Genomic DNA, 19596 nt, shown 5'->3' on the forward strand with positions numbered 1-19596 from the left:
CCGGAATCACTCGGGCGATCTCAGCGCTCGCCCCGGTCGGCGAGCGCATTGACGAAGACGTTCGCGATGTCCGCGGGGTCGCGGGCGACGTAGCTCGAGCCGCCGGTCACCCGGGAGATCTCGGCGAGGGTCCGGGCGTCCGCGTCCTCCGTGATGCCGATCGTCACGACGATCACCGGCCGCGCCGGATCCTGCTCGCGCGCGAGGATTTCGAGGAGCTGCGCCTCGGAGATGCTGTCGGGGTCCTCGTTCGCACCGTCGGTGAGGACGATGACACTGTTGACCGCGCGGGGGTCGTAACTCCGCTGGACGGCACGGAACGCCGCGAGAGTCGTGTCGTACAGGCCGGTGCCGCCGCCGACCAGACCGGGCACCTTCTCCGCCTGGTCCGCCATCACCTCCCGCTGGGTGCGCCCGCCGACATCGGTGTCGTACCGCCGGATCGGTACCAGCTCGACGTAGTCCTGGCCGTCCTCGCCGAGGTTCTGCGAGAAGGCCCACAGTCCCGCCGAGACACTGTCGGGGAACATCGCGTTGCCCGCGAGGGCGGCCCGCACCGTCAGGTCCATCCGGGTGCCGTCGCCGGCCGGGAACCGCATCGAACCGGACACGTCGACCGCGACGAGCGTGCGGATCGGCAGTGCCAGCAACGACCAGGCGCCGAGCGCCTCCTCCGCCATCGCCTCGTCCCGCAGCGACAGCAGCGGCACGCCCCCGATGCCGCGTCCTTCGGGCAGCGGCTCGCCGTCGGGTCCGCGGAATCCCTCGTCGTGGAGCACTTCCAGGGCGTTCTGCGTGCCCAGCACGTCGACCAGTGCCCGGGCGGCGTCCGTCGCGCGATGGTGCCGGTCGGGGGCGGGCGACGTCACCACCACCGGGTACTCGAGCAGGATGCTGCCGTTGGCCGGTACCCGGGTCTCGAGCGCGGACTCGTTCGCCGCCGAGAACGCCAGCACCTGCTGTTCGGTGGAGATTCCGACACCGCCGTCGGCGCCGACCGCGGTCAGCAGGTCCGCACCGCTTAGTGCTTCCTCGGTGCGGCTGCTCTCCGTCTGGGCCAGGGGCACCATGGCGGTACGCACCGTGCCGACCGCGACGGGATCGTCCTGGGTCTCGGCCAGCGCCGCCCGGATCGGGGCGGCGGCCACCCCGGTTCGGAGCGGATTGCCCAGCACCAGATCGGGGATCGCCAGGGCGGCCCGCCAGGTGGGCACCTCCGGAACCTTCCCAGGTGCTCCCACGAGGACCGCGGGGGTGCTCGCGACCGCGCCCGCGATCATCTGCACCGGTCCGGCGGCGGTCGGTGCCGCACGGCTCGCCCACCAGCGGGCGTCCGGAATCCACAGGTCGGGCGCGTCGATTCCCTTGCCGAGCAGCCCGGCGACGTCGCCCGGTTCGGCGGTGTCGACCGTAAACTCGTAGCACCGCGTGTCCGCGCGCCCCGACAGGACGGAACTCACGGCCGGTTCGATGCTCGGGGCGACGGCGAGGCTGTACTGCTCGACGGTGTCGCATCCGCCGGCCAGAGCACGGACGACGCCGACACCGGCCGCTGTGAGCGCCACCACCGCCACACCGACGAGTACGACTACCCGGGTCGATCGGCCGTCACGTGTCGTCCGCGCACTGTGGCGGCCTCCTGCCATATGGTCCTCCCCTGCCGGTGCGGGGCCGCGTGGCACACACCGTCGTCATGATCTGCGCCACATCGTAACGGTCCGGTCTCACAAGCCGTCCCCAGGTGAGCCGCCGGTGTCCGCTCCGGCCTGGAGCCGCCGCGCGACGAGGGCGGCGTGCAGATGGCGCAGCCCGGAGGGGACGGTCGGGTCGAAGCCGGTGAGCTGCGCGACGCGCTTGAGCCGGTAGTCCACGGTGTTGGCGTGCACGTGCAGGCTCCGGGCGGTGCGCTGGCGGCTCAGTTCGTGGTCGATGTGGGTTTCGAGGGTCTCCACCAGCTCCGGCGCGTGGGTCAGCGGATCGAGCACTCGCACGAGATGCTCACGGGCCGGCCCGGGCCGGGTCAGCTGGTATTCGAAGGCCAGGTCCTGCATCCGGTACACGCCTGCGGGCCTGCGCAGGTGACCGACCAGTTCGAGCAGTTCGTGCGCCTGGTGGGCCGCGGCGGGAATGCCCGGGACGTCGGACTCGACGAGCGACACCGTCACCGGCACCCCGGCGGCGCGGGCAACCCGCTCGTAGAGCGCGGTGCGGATGTGCTCGGCCGGGGTGTCGCCGAGCAGCACGGTGCCGCCCTCGGGTCCGAGCATGGTCAGCTGCCGGCCGTCGCACACCCGGTCCAGCTCGGTCTCGAGCCGCCGCAGGGTGCGCCGGGCGACAACCTCCGGCCGCACGTGCGGGTTGCGCTCGTCCGGGTGCCGGCCCAGCCGCACCCCGAGGATCGTGTACCGGTCGGCCAGCTCGAGCCCGGACCGGCGCGCGACGGCGGCGGCGTCCTGCCCGCCGAGCAGGGCGGTCACGAGTTCCTGGGCCGCGACGTCGCGGTTGCGGCGCATCGCCTCGAGCTCGGAGACGAACCCGGTCGTCGCGGCGACGGTGACGTGTTCGAGCAGCGCCATCCACAGCCGCGACGCCGTGGCGACCGATTCGACGTCGCCCTCCCGGGCCCGGGCGGTGACGAGTTCCCAGCCGAGCCGGATGCCCTCGTGGTAGATCCGCAGCATGTACTCCAGCCGGAATCCCGCGCGCGCCCACTGGGCGGCGCTGCTGCGCAGCTCCGCCAGATCGGCGTCGGTCGGCAGCTCGCCCGTGTCCAGCACCTGGATCGCCAGGCGCAGGCACCGGACGGTGATCTCCGTGACGTCGCCGCGCAGGGTGTCGCCCGGCTCCAGGGCACACGGCGCGACGTTGTCCGCGAAGTGCGCGACCAGTTTGCGGGCGACCGCGCGCAGGTCTCGCAGCGGGACCGAGGCGGGCCTTCCGTCGACGACGAATGCCACCCCCGACCTGGAACCGAATTCGGACACCGACATTCCGCAGAACCCCCATGACTCCGGAAAGAGAACGACCTTACTCTGCCGTAGGAAGGTACGTGTCCTGCGCGAATCGGACAAGGCCCGCGGCGACGTGGCTCACACTCGGAGCGGTTGTCGGGGCTCGGGTCAGGTCAGCAGCTGCTTCTTCTGGACCTTGCCCATCGCGTTGCGCGGGAGGGTGTCCACCACCCGCACCTCGCGTGGCCGCTTGTGCACGGAGAGCTGCCGGGCCACGAGCTCGATCAGCGCGGCCGGGTCGACAGCGGGGCCGCCCGGTGCGGGCACCACGAAGGCGACGATGCGCTGGCCCAGGTCGTCGTCGGGGACTCCCACCACCGCGACCTCCCGCACGGACGGATCGCCGAGCAGCACGGTTTCGATCTCGCCGGCCCCGACCCGGAACCCGCCGGACTTGATGAGGTCCGTCGATTCGCGGCCGACGATGCGGTGGAACCCACCTGCGTCGATCGCCGCGACGTCACCGGTGACGAACCAGCCGTCCGGGGTCCACGCCGCGGCGGTGGCGTCGGGACGGTTGAGGTAGCCGTCGAACAGCATCGGTCCGCGCACCTGCAGTCCGCCGATGCTCTCGCCGTCGTGGGGGACGTCGTTGCCGTGCTCGTCGCGCAGCCGGGTCTCGACACCGCGCACCGGGGTACCCACCCATCCGGGACGGCGCTCCCCGTCGACCCGGGTGCTCAGCGTCAGCATCGTTTCGCTCATCCCGTACCGCTCGATCGGGGTGAGTCCCGTCAGCTCGCGCAGGCGCTCGAACACGGGGACGGGCAGCGGCGCGCTGCCGGACACCAGCAGCCGCGCGCCGCTGAGGGCCTTCGCTGACTCCTCGTCCTCGACCACGCGCGACCACACGGTGGGCACCCCGAAGTACAGGGTGCCGTGGGCCTGCGCGTACGCCTCCGGGGTGGGCCTGCCGGTGTGGACGAGCCGACTGCCGACGCGCAACGGACCGAGCACTCCGAGGATCAGGCCGTGCACGTGGAACAGGGGCAGACCGTGCACCAGGGTGTCGCGTTCGGTCCAGTCCCATGCCTCGGCCAGGGCATCGATTCCGGCGGCGATCGCGCGGCGGCTCAGCAGCACGCCCTTCGGTGCTCCGGTGGTGCCGGAGGTGTAGAGCACGAACGCCGTGCGGGACGGGTCGGGTTCCGGGTGGCTGTGCCAGTCGCGGGCGTGCAGCCGCACCGGCACCACGGGAAGGCCGGGCTCGTCCGGCGCGTCCCCGAGCCACGCCTGCGCGCCCGAGTCGCGCAGGATGTGCTCGCGTTCCGCGGGACCGGAGTCCGGTGGCACCGGGACGACGGTGACCCCGGCCAGCAGGCAGCCCACCACCGCGACCACCGTGGTCGCCGTCGGCGCGGCGAGCACCGCGAGGCGCTGGGCTCCGCCGATGCGGCGGGCGAGGGCACCGGCCGCGCCGAGGATGTCACTGCGCGAGAGCGTGTGCCCGCCGATGCGGACGGCGTCGGACACGTCGTCGCCGCGCGCGACGGCCAGAGGGTTGAGGGAACGAAGCAGCGAAGACACGTCGGTCAGGATCGCACAGCCGCCGAGAGGGCGGCGCGGCGCGGCGGCGCCACCGTCCCGAGCACCGCACCGAGCAGCACACCGACGAGGACGGCCACACCGTGCCCGTCACCGGCCATCACCAGCACCGCGCCGGCCAGGCAGCTGCCGACGGCGGCGGCGAGCACGGCTCCGCGGGCACCGACCGCCAGCCACAGGCCCGCGATCGATCCGGCGACCGCGAACGACGCACCGGAGCTGCCCGCCCCGGTCGACGGGGAGACGAATGCGGTGAACAGCCCGAACAGCAGCTGGCTCACCACGAACAACCCGATCGTCCGGCCCGGTCCCCACACCCGCACCGCGACGGTCGCGACGACGGCGAGGAGAAGCAGGCCGACGACGGTGCCGAGCACGCCGCCGTCCTGCACGAGCACCGAGGTCAGCACCCGCCACCATTCGTCCTCGGCGCGGATCCGCAGCGGATCACGGCCGAACGTTCCGAGCAGCGACGGCACGGCCAGACGCAGCAGTGACGGGACCGCGACGACGAGCCACAGCACGAGCGCCGTCACCGGCGGTGGCCACAGCAGCCGTCCCGGCGGCACCGCGAGTCGGCGCTGGGCGAGCAGCACCGCGAGCGCCGCGACGAGGACGAGCAGGAGCACCGAACCGGGGTCGGCGTCGGAGGTGCTCACGGGCGTCAATGTACCTGCGGACGTACCCGGCGTCCGGTTCCGGCGACGGTGGGTCCGCTCTCCCGGCGCGGGGTCGTCAATCCCGGGACACCACCGAGCGCAGGAAGAACCTCAGGTTCGAGGGCCGCTCCGCGAGCCGCCGCATCAGGTACCCGTACCACTGCGCCCCGTAGGGGACGTACACCCGCATGCGGTACCCGGCGTCGGCGAGCCGGCGCTGTTCGAGGTCGCGGATCCCGTACAGCATCTGATGCTCGAATCCGTCGGGGCCGCGGGCGTGCTCGGCGGCGAGCGGGTCCACGGCCGCCACGATCGCCGGGTCGTGCGACGCCACCATCGGATAGCCCTGCCCGGCCATGAGCACCCGCAGGCAGCGCAGATAGGAAGCGTTCACCTCGGCGGCGTCCTGGTACGCCACCGACGCCGGTTCGCGGTAGGCACCCTTGCACAGCCGCACCCGCGACCCCGGGCCGGACAGCTCCCGGCAGTCCGCCTCGGTGCGGTGCAGGTAGGCCTGCAGCACGGCACCCACCCACGGGTAGTCCTCCCGCAGCCGCCGCACGATCGACAGGGTGGCGTCGGTGGTGGTGTGGTCCTCGGCGTCGACGGTGACCCACACCCCGGCCTCGGCGGCGGCCGCGCAGATCTGCCGGGCGTGCCCGAGCGCGACGGCGGGACCTTCGGCGCCGAGCGCCAGGCCCAAGGCGGTGAGCTTGACCGACACCTCCACCGCCGGCACCGGCGCGCCGGTGCCGGCCGACGGGGCCAGGTCGGCGATCAGCGCCTCGTATTCCGCGACGATCGCCCGGGCCTGGGCGCGATCGGTGGTGTCCTCACCGAGGTGGTCGATGCTGACCGAACGACCCGTGTCGAGCAGAGCTTTCGTCGCGGCCAAGGCGTCGGCGCGGGTGTCGCCGGCGACGAACCGGTCGACGAGCCGCCGGGTCGGCGGCGCCGCGGTGATCAGCGCCCGGACGCGCGACGACTTGGCCGCCGCGAGGATCACCGGCCGCAGCGGGTTCGACGCCAGCCGCGGCAACGCCCGCGACGGCACGGGCGGCGACGGCACCGGTTTCGCCGAGACCACGGACCTCACCCGCCCTTCATGTGGGGATACCGGTAGTCGGTGGGCGGCACGAACGTCTCCTTGATCGTCCGCGCCGACACCCAGCGCAGCAGGTTCAACGGCGAACCCGCCTTGTCGTCGGTGCCGGACGCCCGTCCCCCGCCGAAGGGCTGCTGCCCCACGACCGCGCCGGTGGGTTTGTCGTTGACGTAGAAGTTGCCCGCCGCGAACCGCAGCGCGGCGGTGGCCTCCTCGACCGCGGCACGGTCCTCGGCGATCACCGAACCGGTGAGCGCGTAGGGGGCGCCCCGGTCGACGAGGTCGAGCACGCGCGCCCACGCGTCCGGCTCCGCGTCGTCGTAGACGTACACGCTCAGCACCGGACCGAAGTACTCCGTGCACATCGACTCGTCACCCGGATCGTCGGTGAGCAGGACGGTGGGCCGCACGAACCAGCCGACCCACTGGTCGTACCCACCGCCCACGGCGATCTCGATCGACTCGCGGTCGCGGGCCCGCTCGAGGGCGCCGACGACCTTCTCGTAGGCGGTCCGGTCGATCAGGGCGCCACCGAAGTTCGACAGATCGGTCACGTCGCCGTAGGTCAGGCTCTCGACCTCGTCGAGGAACTCGGTGCGCATGCGCCGCCACAGGGAGCGGGGCACGAACGCCCGCGAGGCCGCCGAGCACTTCTGACCCTGGTATTCGAAGGCTCCCCGGATCAGGGCGGTGGACAGCACGCCCGGATCGGCCGACGGATGCGCGAGGACGAAGTCCTTGCCGCCCGTCTCCCCCACCAGCCGCGGATACGTGCGGTAGCCGTCGATACGGGACCCGACCTCCCGCCACAGATGCTGGAACGTCCGGGTCGATCCGGTGAAGTGGATACCGGCGAGGCGCCGATCGCGCAGGAGCACCTCCGACGCGACCCGGCCGTCCCCGGTGATCAGGTTGATCACGCCGGGCGGCATCCCCGCCGCCTCGAGCAGGCGCATCGTCCAGTACGCCGCCAGGGACTGCGTCGGTGCGGGCTTCCAGACCACGGTGTTGCCCAGCAGCGCCGGCGCCGTGGGCAGGTTCCCGGCGATCGCGGTGAAGTTGAACGGGGTGATCGCATACACGAAGCCCTCGAGCGGCCGGTAGTCCATCCGGTTCCACACGCCGGGTGACGAAGAGGGCTGATCGGCGAGCAGTGTGCGGGCGAAGTGCACGTTGAACCGCCAGAAGTCGACGAGTTCGCACGGCGCGTCGATCTCCGCCTGCTGCACCGACTTGGACTGGCCGAGCATGGTCGCGGCCGCGAGGGTCTCGCGCCACGGCCCGGCGAGCAGATCGGCGGCCCGCAACAGGACGGCCGCGCGGGCATCGAACGACATCTCCCGCCACGCGGGGGCCGCGGCCGTCGCCGCCTCGACGGCCGCCGTCGCGTCCGCGGGGGTGGCGTTGCGCAGCGTGCCGAGCACCGCACGATGGTTGTGGGGCTGCACGATGTCGAAGCGATCGCCCTCACCGTGCACGTGCTCGCCGCCGACGACGTGCGAGACGTCCACCGGTTCGGCCGCGAGCTCCTTGAGCTTGGCGGTGATCCGCTCCCGCTCCGGGCTGCCGGGGGCGTAGGTGTGGACCGGCTCGTTGGCCGGCGCAGGAACTGCAGTGACGGCGTCCATGGGGCCTCCCTGGGCCCAGGGTAGCGCCGAACTCCGCCCCGCATACGGCAATCCTGCTCGGGCAACAGCGCTTCCGCTGCTCGGCGGTGGTGGGTCCACCGCCGAGCACGGCTTACGCCAGTCGTCGTGCGGCGGCGGCGATCCGCTCGTCGGAGGCGGTCAGCGCGATCCGCACGTGCTGGACGCCCCCGGGACCGTAGAACTCACCGGGTGCCACGAGGATCCCGCGTTCGGCGAACCAGTCGACCGTCGCGCGGCACTCCTCGCCCCGGCCCGCCCACAGGTAGAGGCCGGCCTCGGAATGGTCGACGGTGAACCCGGCGCCGCGGACGGCCGCGAGCAGGATCTCGCGGCGCGCGCGGTACAGCTCGCGTTGCGCGTTCTCGTGCGCGTCGTCGTTCAGGGCGGCGGTCATCGCCGACTGGATCGGCAGCGGCACCATCATTCCCGCGTGCTTGCGCACCTCGAGCAGGTCGGCGACGAGTCCGGCGTCGCCGGTGACGAAGCCGGCCCGGTAGCTGGCCAGGTTGGACGTCTTCGACAGCGAGTGCACGGCGAGCAGGTTGGTGTGGTCGCCGTCGCACACGCTCGGGTGCAGGACGGACAGCGCCTCACCCTCCCAGGTCAGGCCCAGGTAGCACTCGTCGGAGACGACGATCGCGTCGCGGCTGCGGGCCCAGTCCACCACCTTGCGCAGGTGTTCGAGGCCGAGCACCTTGCCCGTGGGGTTCGACGGCGAGTTCACGAACACCAGCGCCGCGCCCTCGGGTCCCAGCCGGTTGAGCCCGTCGGCACGGATGATCCGGGTGCCCGCGAGCAGTGCGCCCACCTCGTACGTCGGGTACGCCAGCTCGGGGATCACCACGAGGTCGCTGCCGCCGAGGCCGAGGAGGCTCGGCAGCCAGGCGATCATCTCCTTGGTGCCGACGGCCGGCAGGATCGCGGACTCGTCGATGCCGGTGACGCCGTAGCGGCGGGCCAGCGCACCGACGGCGGCGGCCCGCAGCTCGTCGGTGCCGTGCGTGGTCGGGTAGCCGGGCACCTCGGCGACGGCGAGCAGCGCGTCACGGATGATCGGCGCGACCGGATCGACGGGCGTACCCACCGAGAGGTTGACGATGCCGTCCGGGTGCGCGGCCGCCTTCTCCTTCGCGGCGGTCAGCGAGTCCCACGGAAAGTCCGGCAGGCTCGCGGCCACCGAACGACGAGTGCGCGTCACGGTACCGCCGATCACTATTCCTCGCCCATGGGCGGCAGCGCCTTCACGAACGGCGGGTCGTAGTCGACCTTGCCGAGCTTGGCGGCACCGCCCGGGGACCCGAGATCGTCGAAGAAGTCGACGTTGGCCTTGACGTACGCGTTCCACTCGTCCGGCACGTCGTCCTCGTAGAAGATCGCCTCGACGGGGCACACCGGCTCGCAGGCACCGCAGTCCACGCACTCGTCCGGATGGATGTACAGCATGCGACCGCCCTCGTAGATGCAGTCCACCGGGCATTCTTCGATGCACGCCTTGTCCAACACGTCCACGCACGGTTCCGCAATCGTGTACGTCACTGGTGTTCTCCCTGCCTCTCTGGTAGCCCGCCCACCTGCACGGTCACGCCGAATCGGGGCGCGCTCCGCGTCCGTCGCCGTCCAGTATCCCCCGCCGCGGGCACCGCCCTCCGAGTTAGGGTGCCCTGACTAGTCCGGTACCGGGTGGGCGCCCAGCCACTGCTGGCCGTCCGCCGCGGCCCGGGACAGGGCCGCCCGTTCACCGACGTATCCGGCCAGCGCCCCGACCAGCGGCAGTACCCCGAGCGCACGCCACGCACCGGCCGGCTGCGGACGTCGGGCGAGTTCCGCGTTCACCGCCCGGACCAGGTCGATCGTCGACCGCACGGGACGCCGCACCCACGACAGCACCGTCCCCGCGTCGCCGCCGTCGCGCAGATCGCGGCGGCACAGCACGGCCGCAAGCATCCGTACCTGACGGTCGCGGTCGTCGATTCCCCGTTCCCGGGCGACGGCGAGCAGCACGACCGCCTGGTTGAGGAAGCCGAGGGCGTCCTGCAACGGCAGCATCCGGCCCAGCACACCGAGCATCCCCGGGAACGCGACGGGCAGCGTCGAGACCGACCCGAGCCCGCCGATCCACCAGTCCACCCGCTCCTGTTCCGAGGCGTCCGCCCACGCCGCCGTGCCCGGCACGCGACCGGCGTCGAGCAGGGCCGCGGCCGCATCGAGCACCTGCTCGACCGCCGTCCGCTCCCGCACCGTCGGGCCGAAGGTGCGGGCCTTGATCCCGAACGGGTCGAGATACGCCAGGCCGAACAGCGGTCCGAAACCGGCTGCGGTCGCGTCCAGAGCCGCCGCGACGACCCCGTCGCCCAGCCTGGGGGTCACGGGCGTGCCCCGCTCAGGGCGCCCCCGTCGACCGGCGCGTAGGCGGTGGTCCGTCGGCGGGCCGGCCGGCCGATCCCCTCGGCGATCGCCTCGAGTTCGGCGACGGTCTTCTCCGAACCGTGCTGGGAGCCGGCCATCCGGGAGATCGTCTCCTCCATCAGGGTGCCGCCGAGGTCGTTGGCACCGCCCTGCAGCATCGCCTGCGTACCGGCGACACCGAGCTTGACCCAGCTGGTCTGGATGTTGTCGATCCGGCCGTGCAGCATGATCCGGGCCAGCGCGTGCGCGGCGCGGTTGTCGCGCATCGTCGGCCCCGGCCGCGACGCGCCGGCCAGGTACAGCGGCGACGACTGGTGCACGAACGGCAGCAGCACGAACTCCGTGAAACCGCCGGTGCGGTCCTGGATCCCGCGCAGCACGTTCAGGTGCCCCACCCAGTGGTGCGGCTGGTCGACGTGGCCGTACATCATCGTCGAGCTGGACCGCAGCCCCACCTCGTGCGCGGTGGTGACCACCTCGATCCACTCCGCGGTGGGCAGCTTGCCCTTGGTGAGCACCCAGCGGACCTCGTCGTCGAGGATCTCCGCGGCGGTGCCGGGGATCGTGTCGAGGCCGGCCTCCCGCAACTCGGTCAGCCAGTCGCGCACCGACATGCCGCTGCGGGCGACGCCGTTGGCGATCTCCATCGGGGAGAACGCGTGCACGTGCATCGACGGCACCCGCTCCTTGACCGCGCGGACCAGGTCGGCGTAACCGGTGACGGGCAGTTCCGGGTCGATTCCGCCCTGCATGCACACCTCGGTTGCGCCGGCGACGTGCGCCTCCCACGCGCGGTCCGCGACCTCGGACGTGGACAGGGTGAACGCGTCGGCGTCGCCCTTGCGCTGCGCGAACGCGCAGAACCGGCAGCCGGTGTAGCAGATGTTGGTGAAGTTGATGTTCCGGTTGATCACGTAGGTGACGTCGTCGCCGACCGCGTCGCGGCGCAGCTGGTCGGCCAGGGCGACGACCGCCTCGAGACCCGGCCCGTCCGCGTGCGCGAGGGCGACGTACTGGGCGTCGGTACATCCGGCCGGGTCCTTCTCGGCGGCGCGCAGCGCGGAGAGCACGTCCCCGTCCAACCGCACCGGGGCGTGCGCCCCGAGCGCGAGGACCTGCTCGCGCACGGTGTCCCAGTCGCCGAACGCGCTGCCGAGGTCGGAGCGGTACTCGGTGTTGCGACCGGTGACGTCGATCCCGGAGTTCAGATCCACGCGACCGCTGGACTCCCAGTCGAGGTCGGGCTCCTGCCACGGGTGTCCCTGCGGGGTCACGTCCCGGGCCAGACCGGTCTCCGGGTCCGCCAGCGCTCGGACGTGGGCACCGATCCGCGGGTCGATCCACGGCTGTCCCGCCAGGACGTACTGCGGCTGGGCCGCGATCCGCTCGGTGAGGGTGAACCCGGCGTCGGCACTGAGCTGCGCGAGCAGATCCAGGTTCGGCCACGGCCGTTCCGGGTTGACGTGGTCCGGGGTCAGGGGTGAGACCCCGCCCCAGTCGTCGACGCCCGCGGCGAGCAGCGCGCGGCACTCGTCGGCGGCGACGAGGTTCGGCGGCGCCTGGATGCGTACGGACGGTCCGAGCACGAGCCGGGCCACGGCGATGGCGGCCCGGAACTCGTCGATCCCGGCGTCGTCGTGCTCGCGCATCGCGGTGTCGTCCTTGGCCCGGAAGTTCTGCACGATCACTTCCTGGATGTGCCCGAACGCCTTGTGGGACTTGCGGATCGCCGCGATCGACTCGGCGCGCTCGGTGAGCGTCTCGCCGATACCGACGAGGATGCCCGTGGTGAACGGCACCGACAGCCGGCCCGCGTCGGTGAGCACCTGCAGGCGCACCGCCGGATCCTTGTCGGGGCTGCCGTGGTGGCACTCCCCCTTCTCGGTGAACAACCGGGTCGACGTGGTCTCGAGCATCATGCCCATCGACGGGGCCACCGGCTTGAGCCGGGACATCTCGGCCCAGCTCATCACGCCGGGGTTCAGATGCGGCAGCAGCCCGGTCTCCTCGAGCACCCGGATCGCCATCGCGCGCACATAGTCGAGGGTCGAGTCGTAGCCCCGCTCGTCGAGCCACTGCCGCGCCTCGGTCCAGCGGTCCTCCGGCCGGTCACCGAGCGTGAAAAGCGCTTCCTTGCAACCTAATTCGGATCCACGTCGGGCGATGTCGAGGATCTCGTCGGGTTCGAGGTACATCCCGTGCCCGGCGGCGCGCAGCTTGCCCGGCACGGTCACGAACGTGCAGTAGTGGCAGCGGTCCCGGCACAGCCGGGTGATCGGGACGAACACCTTGCGGGAGTACGTGACCGTGCCCGGCCGGCCCGCCGCGAGCAGACCGGCGTCGCGCACCCGGGCGGCCGAGGCGCACAGGTCCTCGAGGTCCGATCCCCGCGCCGAGAGCAGGATCGCGGCCTCGTCGACGTTGAGCGTCGCCCCGTCCCGCGCCCGGCGCAACGCCCGTCGCATGCCCGACGGCGACACTCTCGCCGGATCCGTCGCGGACGAGGCGGGCCCGCCCGCGCCGGCGCGGACCGTGGGCAGGGGCAACGTCGCGGGGGTGGCACCGTCGTGGGTCGAATCGGTCATTGGCCGATCATGCGCCACCCGCCGGACCCATGCCACCTCGGGGCCACGTCCCCGGCGGACTCACTCGCGCGGATAATCCTCGTCGCCCGGGACGACCCGGCTCTGTTCCAGAGCATCCGCGGGCTCCACCTCGAGTGGCACCGAGGTCACCTCGTCGTCGGCCGGTTCGTCCTCCGCCGGCATCTCCTGTTCGATCCGATCCGCCTCGGGCGCTTCTGTGAATTCGGTGGTCTCCGATGATTCGGTCACGGCGGTCCTCCTCCTCGTGTCGACTCCGAACCCGGTCGCAGCGGTGCCGGGTCTGCTCGCCGATCAGCTTAGCCTGGAACCGACAGGACACCACCGACGAGGAGAACCACGTGACCCGGGACGCTCCCCCGCCCACCGCCGTCGGCTGGGCTGCCCCGCCGGCGCCGGTGACCATGGCCGAGCCCGCGTGGCGCCCCAGCCCGAGAGCGCGGCTGCTGTGGGCGGTGGGCGCGGCACTGCTGTGGCTACCGGTCGTCGCCGCCCAGGTGGTGTGGGCGATCGTCGAGTCCGGCCGGCATCCGGGTTGGCACGTCGCCGCCGCCGTGGTCACCGCGGTCCTCGCCGTCGCGCACGTCGGCGTGATGCCGCTGTGGCGGTATCGGGTGCACCGCTGGGAGATCACCGACACCGCGGTGTACACGCGCTCGGGATGGTTCACCCAGGAGCGCCGGATCGCGCCGATCTCCCGGATCCAGACCGTCGACACGGAGCGGGGGCCGATCGACCGGTGGCTCGGTCTCGCCACCGTGACCGTCACCACCGCCTCGTCCGCCGGGGCGGTCGAGATCACCGCCCTCGACGTCGGGGTCGCCGACGCCACCGCCGCGCGGCTCACCGCGATCGCCGGCAGCACCCAGGCGGATGCCACGTGAGCGACGTCCCCGTCCCGCCGGAGCGGTCCGACGCCGCCGCCCTCGCCGCCGAGGCCGAGCAGCCGTGGTTGCGGCTCGATCCGCGGATGCTGCTGATCCACCCCGTCGAGGAGGTGCTGCGGCTGCTGCCCGTGCTGGTGGCGTCCGTGGTGCTCGGCAGCAGCAGCGGCAATCACGGCTGGGGTCTGGCGGTGGCCGGACTGCTGGTGGGGATCGGCGTGTTGCGCTGGTTCACCACGACCTACCGGATCGGGCCGGTGCACGTGGAACTGCGCCGCGGCCTGCTGCAACGTCAGCTGCTGTCGGTGCCGCGCAGCCGCATCCGGTCGGTGGACGTCGAGCAGCGTCTGCTGCACCGGTTGCTCGGGCTGGCGGTGGTCCGGCTCGGGACCGGGCAGCGCACCGGCGCCGGCCGGGACCGCAATCGGTTCGAGCTGAACGGCCTGGCGATCGGCGCCGTGCCGGCGCTGCGCGACGCCCTGCTCGGCACGCACCCGGGGACGCCGGCCGAGGAGTCCGGGGCGGTCGTGCCCGCCGAGACCGAGGTCGCCCGGTTCCGACCGGGCTGGGTGCGCTACGCCCCGTTCTCGACCACCGGGCTGGTCACCGTCGCCGCGGTGGTGGGACTGGCCTTCCAGTACGGACTCGCCGAGCGGCTCGGTGAGTCCGCCACCGTCGAGCGTGGGCTGTCGTCGGTCGAGGCCGTCGGGCCGTTCGTCGCCGCCGCGCTCGGTCTGCTCGTCCTCGTCGTGGTGGCGAGCCTGGCGGCGTGCGTGCGCTACGTGCTGCTGTACGCGGACCTGTCGGTCACCGACGACGGACGGATGCTGCGCGTCGGGCACGGCCTGCTGCGGCACCGCCACACCACCCTGGATCGGCGCCGTCTGCGCGGGGTGAGCCTCCGCGAGCCGCTGGCGCTGCGCCTGGCCGGCGGTGCCCGGCTCGACGCGGTGATGACCGGTGTCGCCGCCGAGCACGGCGAGTCGTCGTTGCTGCTGCCGCCCGCGCCGTCCGCCGAGGCGCGACGGGTCGCGGCGGCGGTGCTGCGCGACACCCGTCAGCTCGACGCCCCGCTGCGTGCGCACGGGCCGGCGGCGCGGCGACGACGATTCACCCGGGCGCTGCTGCCCGTGGCCCTGGCCGTCGCGGCGGCTGCGACGGCGGTCGCGGTCACCGGCCGCACGGTGCCGGTGGCGGTGTGGGGGCCGGTGGTCGCGGTCGTCGCGGCGGGGGCGGTGGGGCTGGCGTGGGATCGCTACCGCAGCCTGGGTCACGCCGTGCTCGGTGCCGGAACGACGGACGCGCCGGCGTGGTTGATCACCCGCGGGGGCTCACTGGATCGGCGCCGCGTCTCGCTCGAGGCGGACGGCATCATCGGCTGGACGGTGCGGCAGTCGTTCTTCCAGCGCCGCGCCGGAGTGGCGACCGTCGTCGCCGCGACGCCGGCCGGCACGGGCCGCTACGAGGTCGTGGATCTACCCGCCGAGCAGGCGTGGGCGCTGGTCGAGGCGGTCACACCCGGCGCCGGCGACGCCTGGGTGTGCCGATGAACCCGGACATCGGCCGGCCGTGCGACCTGGCCACGCTCGACGCCCGCCTGATCGAGTGCCGGGCCTGCCCGCGCCTGGTCGCGTGGCGCGAGCAGGTGGGCCGGGACAAGCGGGCCGCCTACCGCGACGAAGAGTACTGGGCGCGTCCCGTGCCCGGGTTCGGTCCGGCGGACGCGTCCCTGCTGATCGTCGGCCTGGCCCCGGCCGCGCACGGCGGCAACCGGACCGGGCGGATGTTCACCGGCGACCGCTCGGGCGACTTCCTCTACGCCGCGCTGCACGCGGCGGGCCTGGCGTCGCAGCCCACCGCGACGCACCGCGGCGACGGCCTCGAGCTGTTCGGTACCCGCGTCACGTCGCCGGTGCACTGCGCGCCCCCCGCCAACCGGCCGACGCCGCAGGAGCGGGACACGTGCCGCACCTGGCTCGATGCGGAGCTGCAGCTGCTGACGCCGACGTTGCGCTCGATCGTGGTGCTCGGCGGCTTCGGCTGGCAGGCCCTGTTCCCGGTCCTCGACGACGCCGGCTGGGTCGTGCCGCGTCCACGCCCCCGATTCGGGCACGGGGCGGGCGTGGAACTGCTGCCGCGCGGCGACGCCGCGGACCGCGGGCCGTTACACGTGTTCGGTTGCTATCACGTGAGCCAGCAGAACACGTTCACCGGCCGGCTCACCCCGGCCATGCTCACCGCCGTGCTCACGGACGCGGCGCGGGCTGCCGGACTGCACTCGTGAGGGCGGCCATGCGAGCGACGAACAGGTACAAACCGGCGGGGGCGAGTGCGCCGACCGGCAGCAGCAGGGTCCGCCAGTCGGCGACGAGGAGCTGATCGCCGCCGGGGCCGCCCGCCAGGCACACGACGAACCCGACGATCCACGCGAGCAGCGGCCAGGCCGCGCGCGAGGTGGACCCGGTTTCGGCGCGCATCGCCATCACCAGCAGCACGTTCGCCACGCCGGCCAGCACGATCGTGACGGGGAACGGCACGGTGCCGATGTACAGGCCGAGGAAGAACACGGACAGCAGCGCGCACAGGAAACCGTCGAAGGTCAGCAGGGCGACGATGCCCGTGCGCGGCTTCGCCGCCGGCGGCGCGGGGACCTGCGTGGCGGTGGTGGCGGGATCGACCGTCATGGTTCGATAGTGCGCCACGGGCGCGGGTCCGTGGGCACCGGGTCCCGGCCGATCACGGCACGGGCGGGTAGCCCATGAGCGTGAGCACGTCGCTGGCCTGGTCCGCGAAGCCGTAGAGCGCCTGGTAGTAGGCGGCATTGATCTGGTCCGCGTAGGGACGCAGCGAATCGACGAATGCGACGATCTGGTTCTGGACGGACCAGTTGTACATCGGAACCCTCTCGTGTGACCGTGATCACCTTTCCGGTGCTCGTGGTCACACTAACCCAGCCCGGCGAAGAGGTCACGCTCACGCCCGGGGCCGGGGCCGCGGTCGCCGCGGGCCAGTACGTAGTGCTCCTGGTCCAGCACGGGCTGCGCGACGAGGTTGGACAGGGTGAACTGTGCGCCGCCGGGCGCCACGAGCACCTGGGTCGCGTGCGCCGCCAGCGCCGCTCGCTTGGCGCCGAGCACGTCGGCGACGTCGACGACGGTGGTGACCCGGTCGTCGGGCACGCTCGGCAGTTCGTCGGGGCCGGGCCGCCGCCACCCGTCGGGCAGGTCGGTCATGTTCTCGACGCCGCGGCGCAGGGCGCTCGCCTCGGTGACGGTCCAGTAGAGCTTCGCCGGGTCCCACGGCGAGCCGGCGTGCGGGTAGGCGTCGGTCCCCGCGGCCTCGACCGCCGCGGTCACGACGTGATGCACCCGGATGTGGTCGGGGTGGCCGTAGCCACCCATCGGGTCGTAGGTGATCACCACGTGCGGGCGCAGTTCGCGGATCACCGCGACCAGTGCGGCCACCGCCTCGTCACGGTCGGCATTCACCCAGGCCCGGGGGTTCGCAGCCGACGGGGTCCCGGCCATCCCGGAATCGCGCCAGTGCCCGGCACCGCCGAGGAAGCGCGGGGCGGGCACGCCGAGGGCGGCCAGCGCCCGGCCGAGTTCGTGGATGCGGTAACCGCCGAGCTGATCGGCGCGGTCGGCGGTGAGCTGGGCCCACTCGTCCCCGATGACCTCGCCTTCCTCCCCGAGGGTGCACGTCACGACGGTGACCTCGGCCCCCTGAGCGGCGTAGTGCGCGATCGTCCCGCCCGTGGTGATGGATTCGTCGTCGGGGTGGGCGTGCACCAGCAGCAGGCGCCTCGACGCGGGGTCGGTTCGGTCGGTCACGGTGTGGTCCTCCACCAGTTCTGCGCGTCGGACAGGGGCCCGGCGGGGATCGCACCGGTCAGCGTCACGCCCTCGACGCCGGGTCCCGCGGCGATCACGGTGCGGTCCTGCACGATCGGCAGGGTGACCGCGAGGTCCCACAGCTTCGGCTGGGCGCCGGTCAGGACGGCGGGCACGTCGCCGGCGCCGCGCAGGGCGCCGGCGAGTTCGGATTCGAGGGCGGGGTCGCACACCCCGGACACGTTGCTCGGTGCGGCGAGCTGCGCCTCGGCGGCTTCGATCTCGTCGTCGGGACTCTCACCCTCGGGAGCGGTGTCACCCTCGGGAACGGTGTCACCGTCCGGGGCGAGCTCCGGAGTGGGCACCGGATCCGGCCCGGCCGGGGCGCTCCCCGGCCCGGGAATCGCCGGTGGACAACCGAATCGGGACATCGCGGCCGTGGCGGGGTCGCCGCCGGCGCGGGTCCAGCCGACCACGGCGTGCACGGTTCCCCGGACGAGTGCGTCGCCGTAGAGCTCGTCGGGTGGCAGGGTGGTCACGGTGGCCGCGACGCCGGCTCCGCGCAGCTGGTCTGCGGCGGTGTGGGCGACGGCGTCGGCCACCGGGGAGTTCTCCGGCACGCCCAGCACGAGCGCCAGGGGCGTCTCACCCTGGGCGAGCAGCCCGGTCGTCGCCGCTTCCGGTACCGGCGTGCGGGTGGCTTCGACCGTCGCCGGGTCGGCCGGTACGTAACCGGCCGCGGCGAGGAGCTCGAGGGACTCCTCACGGCCCGGGCGCGGCGGCAGGCTCGGGGCGTATCCGGGGTCGGACGGGGCGAGTACCTGCGCCCGGGCCGCGACCACGGCCGATTCCGTGCCGGCCGCGACGGTGGCCAGCAGATCCGGGTCGAGAAGTCCGAGGACGGCGCGGCGCACGCGTGGATCCGCGAACTCGGCCGTGCGGCCGTTGAGGGTCAGCTCCAGGACGCGAGGCTGGAGCTGGGTGCCGGTGCGCACGTGCGGGATCGCGCCGAGCTGGGCGAGCAGCGCGGAGCCCCCGCCGTGCATCTGCGCGACCTGGGCGTCGCCGGTGCGCATGGACTCGGCGAGCTGCGCGTCGGTTCCGCCGCGCCGCAACAGGATCCGGTCGGGCCGGGCCGGGGTCCCCCAGAAGCGGTCGTTGCGTTCGAGCAGGATCTCGCCCCGCCCTCGGTCGACGGACTTGACGTGGAACTGCCCTCCGGACACCGGGATCGATTCGGCGAGGCTCGTGGCGAACCCGCCCGGCGTGTCCTTGACCAGGTGAGCCGGCAGGAGGTGGGTGAACAGTTCCCGCCACGCCGGGTAGGGCTCGCGCAGGGTGACGGTGACGGTCTTGCCGCCGCCGGAGGATCCGACGTCCTCGATGAGACGGTAGCCGGCGGGATCGACCACACCGGGCTCGGTGATCATCTGCTGCCACAGGTACCGGAAGTCCTCGGCGGCGATGGGTGCACTGTCGGACCACTGCGCTTCGTCGCGGACCTGATAGGTGATGGTGAACGGCGCCTGCGAGGTGACTTCGGCCGACACGAGGACGGACTCGTCGAGCATCCACACCGAGGCACCGGGCCGCGCGGGATCGGGCACGGGCCGGAACGCGCTCGGCAGCACCATCCCGGCGACCGTATTGCCGACCGGCGACTGGTCGGCGAGCAGGTGCGGATTGAACCCGGCGCCCACATCGTCGACCGCCACCACGACGGTGTTGAGCTGAGGCACCGGGGCGGGGGTCCGGGTGGGTTCGGTCTGCTCGATCGGCGGCGGTGGATCGGCGGTGCACGCCGACAATCCCAGCACCGCGGCAACGGCGGTGATCCCGGCGAACCTGCGCATCCGGCCTCCCTTCCCTGCGGGATGCGGCGGTGGGGGGGGGGGGGGGCG

The 19596-nt window shown here is 73.0% G+C and carries 18 protein-coding genes; 3 read left to right on the plus strand and 15 right to left on the minus strand.

Translation table 11 applies throughout. From position 1 onward, the window contains the following. Positions 1–20 precede the first annotated feature (20 nt). The 11 genes from QYS60_RS22175 to QYS60_RS22225 form a co-directional block, all read right to left on the minus strand. Positions 21–1574: a substrate-binding domain-containing protein gene (locus tag QYS60_RS22175; RefSeq protein ID WP_371384304.1), complete on the minus strand. Its 1554-nt coding sequence runs from the start codon at positions 1572–1574 to the stop codon at positions 21–23. A gap of 150 nt (positions 1575–1724) precedes the next feature. Continuing rightward, positions 1725–2990, minus strand: coding sequence for a PucR family transcriptional regulator (locus QYS60_RS22180; protein WP_371384294.1), 1266 nt, complete (start codon positions 2988–2990; stop codon positions 1725–1727). 129 nt (positions 2991–3119) lie between these two features. Then, positions 3120–4538 (minus strand): acyl-CoA synthetase, encoded by a 1419-nt coding sequence (locus QYS60_RS22185; protein ID WP_371384295.1) that lies wholly within the window; start codon positions 4536–4538, stop codon positions 3120–3122. 5 nt (positions 4539–4543) lie between these two features. Then, positions 4544–5215, minus strand: coding sequence for a rhomboid family intramembrane serine protease (locus QYS60_RS22190; protein ID WP_371384296.1), 672 nt, complete (start codon positions 5213–5215; stop codon positions 4544–4546). A 76-nt stretch (positions 5216–5291) separates the two neighbouring features. Further along, entirely contained in the window at positions 5292–6311 is a 1020-nt protein-coding gene (locus QYS60_RS22195) for a proline dehydrogenase family protein (RefSeq protein ID WP_371384297.1), read from the minus strand. Further along, a complete protein-coding gene (gene pruA / locus QYS60_RS22200; protein ID WP_289379540.1) occupies positions 6308–7948 on the minus strand; it encodes an L-glutamate gamma-semialdehyde dehydrogenase in 1641 nt (546 codons plus the stop codon). The genes QYS60_RS22195 and pruA overlap by 4 nt, the downstream gene beginning before the upstream one ends. Positions 7949–8060: 112 nt before the next feature. Beyond that, positions 8061–9182: a succinyldiaminopimelate transaminase gene (gene dapC, locus QYS60_RS22205; protein ID WP_371384298.1), complete on the minus strand. Its 1122-nt coding sequence runs from the start codon at positions 9180–9182 to the stop codon at positions 8061–8063. Next, on the minus strand, positions 9182–9505 hold the full coding sequence (gene fdxA / locus QYS60_RS22210; protein WP_003936066.1) for a ferredoxin: 324 nt from the start codon (positions 9503–9505) through the stop codon (positions 9182–9184). Before fdxA ends, dapC begins: the two co-directional genes overlap by 1 nt. Positions 9506–9634: 129 nt before the next feature. After that, positions 9635–10336 carry a hypothetical protein gene (locus QYS60_RS22215; RefSeq protein WP_371384299.1) on the minus strand — a complete coding sequence of 234 codons (702 nt, stop codon included), beginning with the start codon at positions 10334–10336 and terminating at the stop codon, positions 9635–9637. Continuing rightward, positions 10333–12960, minus strand: a complete 2628-nt coding sequence (locus tag QYS60_RS22220) for a bifunctional FO biosynthesis protein CofGH (RefSeq protein WP_371384300.1) — start codon at positions 12958–12960, stop codon at positions 10333–10335. The genes QYS60_RS22215 and QYS60_RS22220 overlap by 4 nt, the downstream gene beginning before the upstream one ends. A 60-nt stretch (positions 12961–13020) precedes the next feature. Next, positions 13021–13209: a hypothetical protein gene (locus QYS60_RS22225; protein WP_003936063.1), complete on the minus strand. Its 189-nt coding sequence runs from the start codon at positions 13207–13209 to the stop codon at positions 13021–13023. A gap of 110 nt (positions 13210–13319) precedes the next feature. Between QYS60_RS22225 and QYS60_RS22230 the strand changes: the two genes are divergently transcribed. The 3 genes from QYS60_RS22230 to QYS60_RS22240 are packed head-to-tail and all read left to right on the plus strand — an operon-like array spanning position 13320 to position 16146. Continuing rightward, entirely contained in the window at positions 13320–13862 is a 543-nt protein-coding gene (locus tag QYS60_RS22230) for a PH domain-containing protein (protein WP_289379537.1), read from the plus strand. After that, positions 13859–15412: a PH domain-containing protein gene (locus QYS60_RS22235; RefSeq protein ID WP_371384301.1), complete on the plus strand. Its 1554-nt coding sequence runs from the start codon at positions 13859–13861 to the stop codon at positions 15410–15412. Before QYS60_RS22230 ends, QYS60_RS22235 begins: the two co-directional genes overlap by 4 nt. Then, complete coding sequence (locus QYS60_RS22240) at positions 15409–16146, plus strand: uracil-DNA glycosylase (RefSeq protein WP_289382463.1); 738 nt, start codon at positions 15409–15411, stop codon at positions 16144–16146. Before QYS60_RS22235 ends, QYS60_RS22240 begins: the two co-directional genes overlap by 4 nt. Here the strand turns inward: QYS60_RS22240 and QYS60_RS22245 are convergent. The 4 genes from QYS60_RS22245 to QYS60_RS22260 are packed head-to-tail and all read right to left on the minus strand — an operon-like array spanning position 16109 to position 19548. Next, positions 16109–16546: a hypothetical protein gene (locus QYS60_RS22245; RefSeq protein ID WP_289382465.1), complete on the minus strand. Its 438-nt coding sequence runs from the start codon at positions 16544–16546 to the stop codon at positions 16109–16111. The genes QYS60_RS22240 and QYS60_RS22245 overlap by 38 nt on opposite strands. Before the next feature lie 52 nt (positions 16547–16598). Further along, positions 16599–16757: a hypothetical protein gene (locus QYS60_RS22250; protein WP_003936058.1), complete on the minus strand. Its 159-nt coding sequence runs from the start codon at positions 16755–16757 to the stop codon at positions 16599–16601. Positions 16758–16807: 50 nt separating this feature from the next. Further along, positions 16808–17695, minus strand: a complete 888-nt coding sequence (gene mshB / locus QYS60_RS22255) for an N-acetyl-1-D-myo-inositol-2-amino-2-deoxy-alpha-D-glucopyranoside deacetylase (protein ID WP_289382466.1) — start codon at positions 17693–17695, stop codon at positions 16808–16810. Further along, on the minus strand, positions 17692–19548 hold the full coding sequence (locus tag QYS60_RS22260) for an ABC transporter family substrate-binding protein (protein ID WP_371384302.1): 1857 nt from the start codon (positions 19546–19548) through the stop codon (positions 17692–17694). The genes mshB and QYS60_RS22260 overlap by 4 nt, the downstream gene beginning before the upstream one ends. Positions 19549–19596: the final 48 nt, after the last annotated feature.

It is taken from the genome of Rhodococcus sp. GXMU-t2271 (assembly GCF_041414735.1).
Classification (GTDB): Bacteria; Actinomycetota; Actinomycetes; order Mycobacteriales; family Mycobacteriaceae; genus Rhodococcus; species Rhodococcus indonesiensis.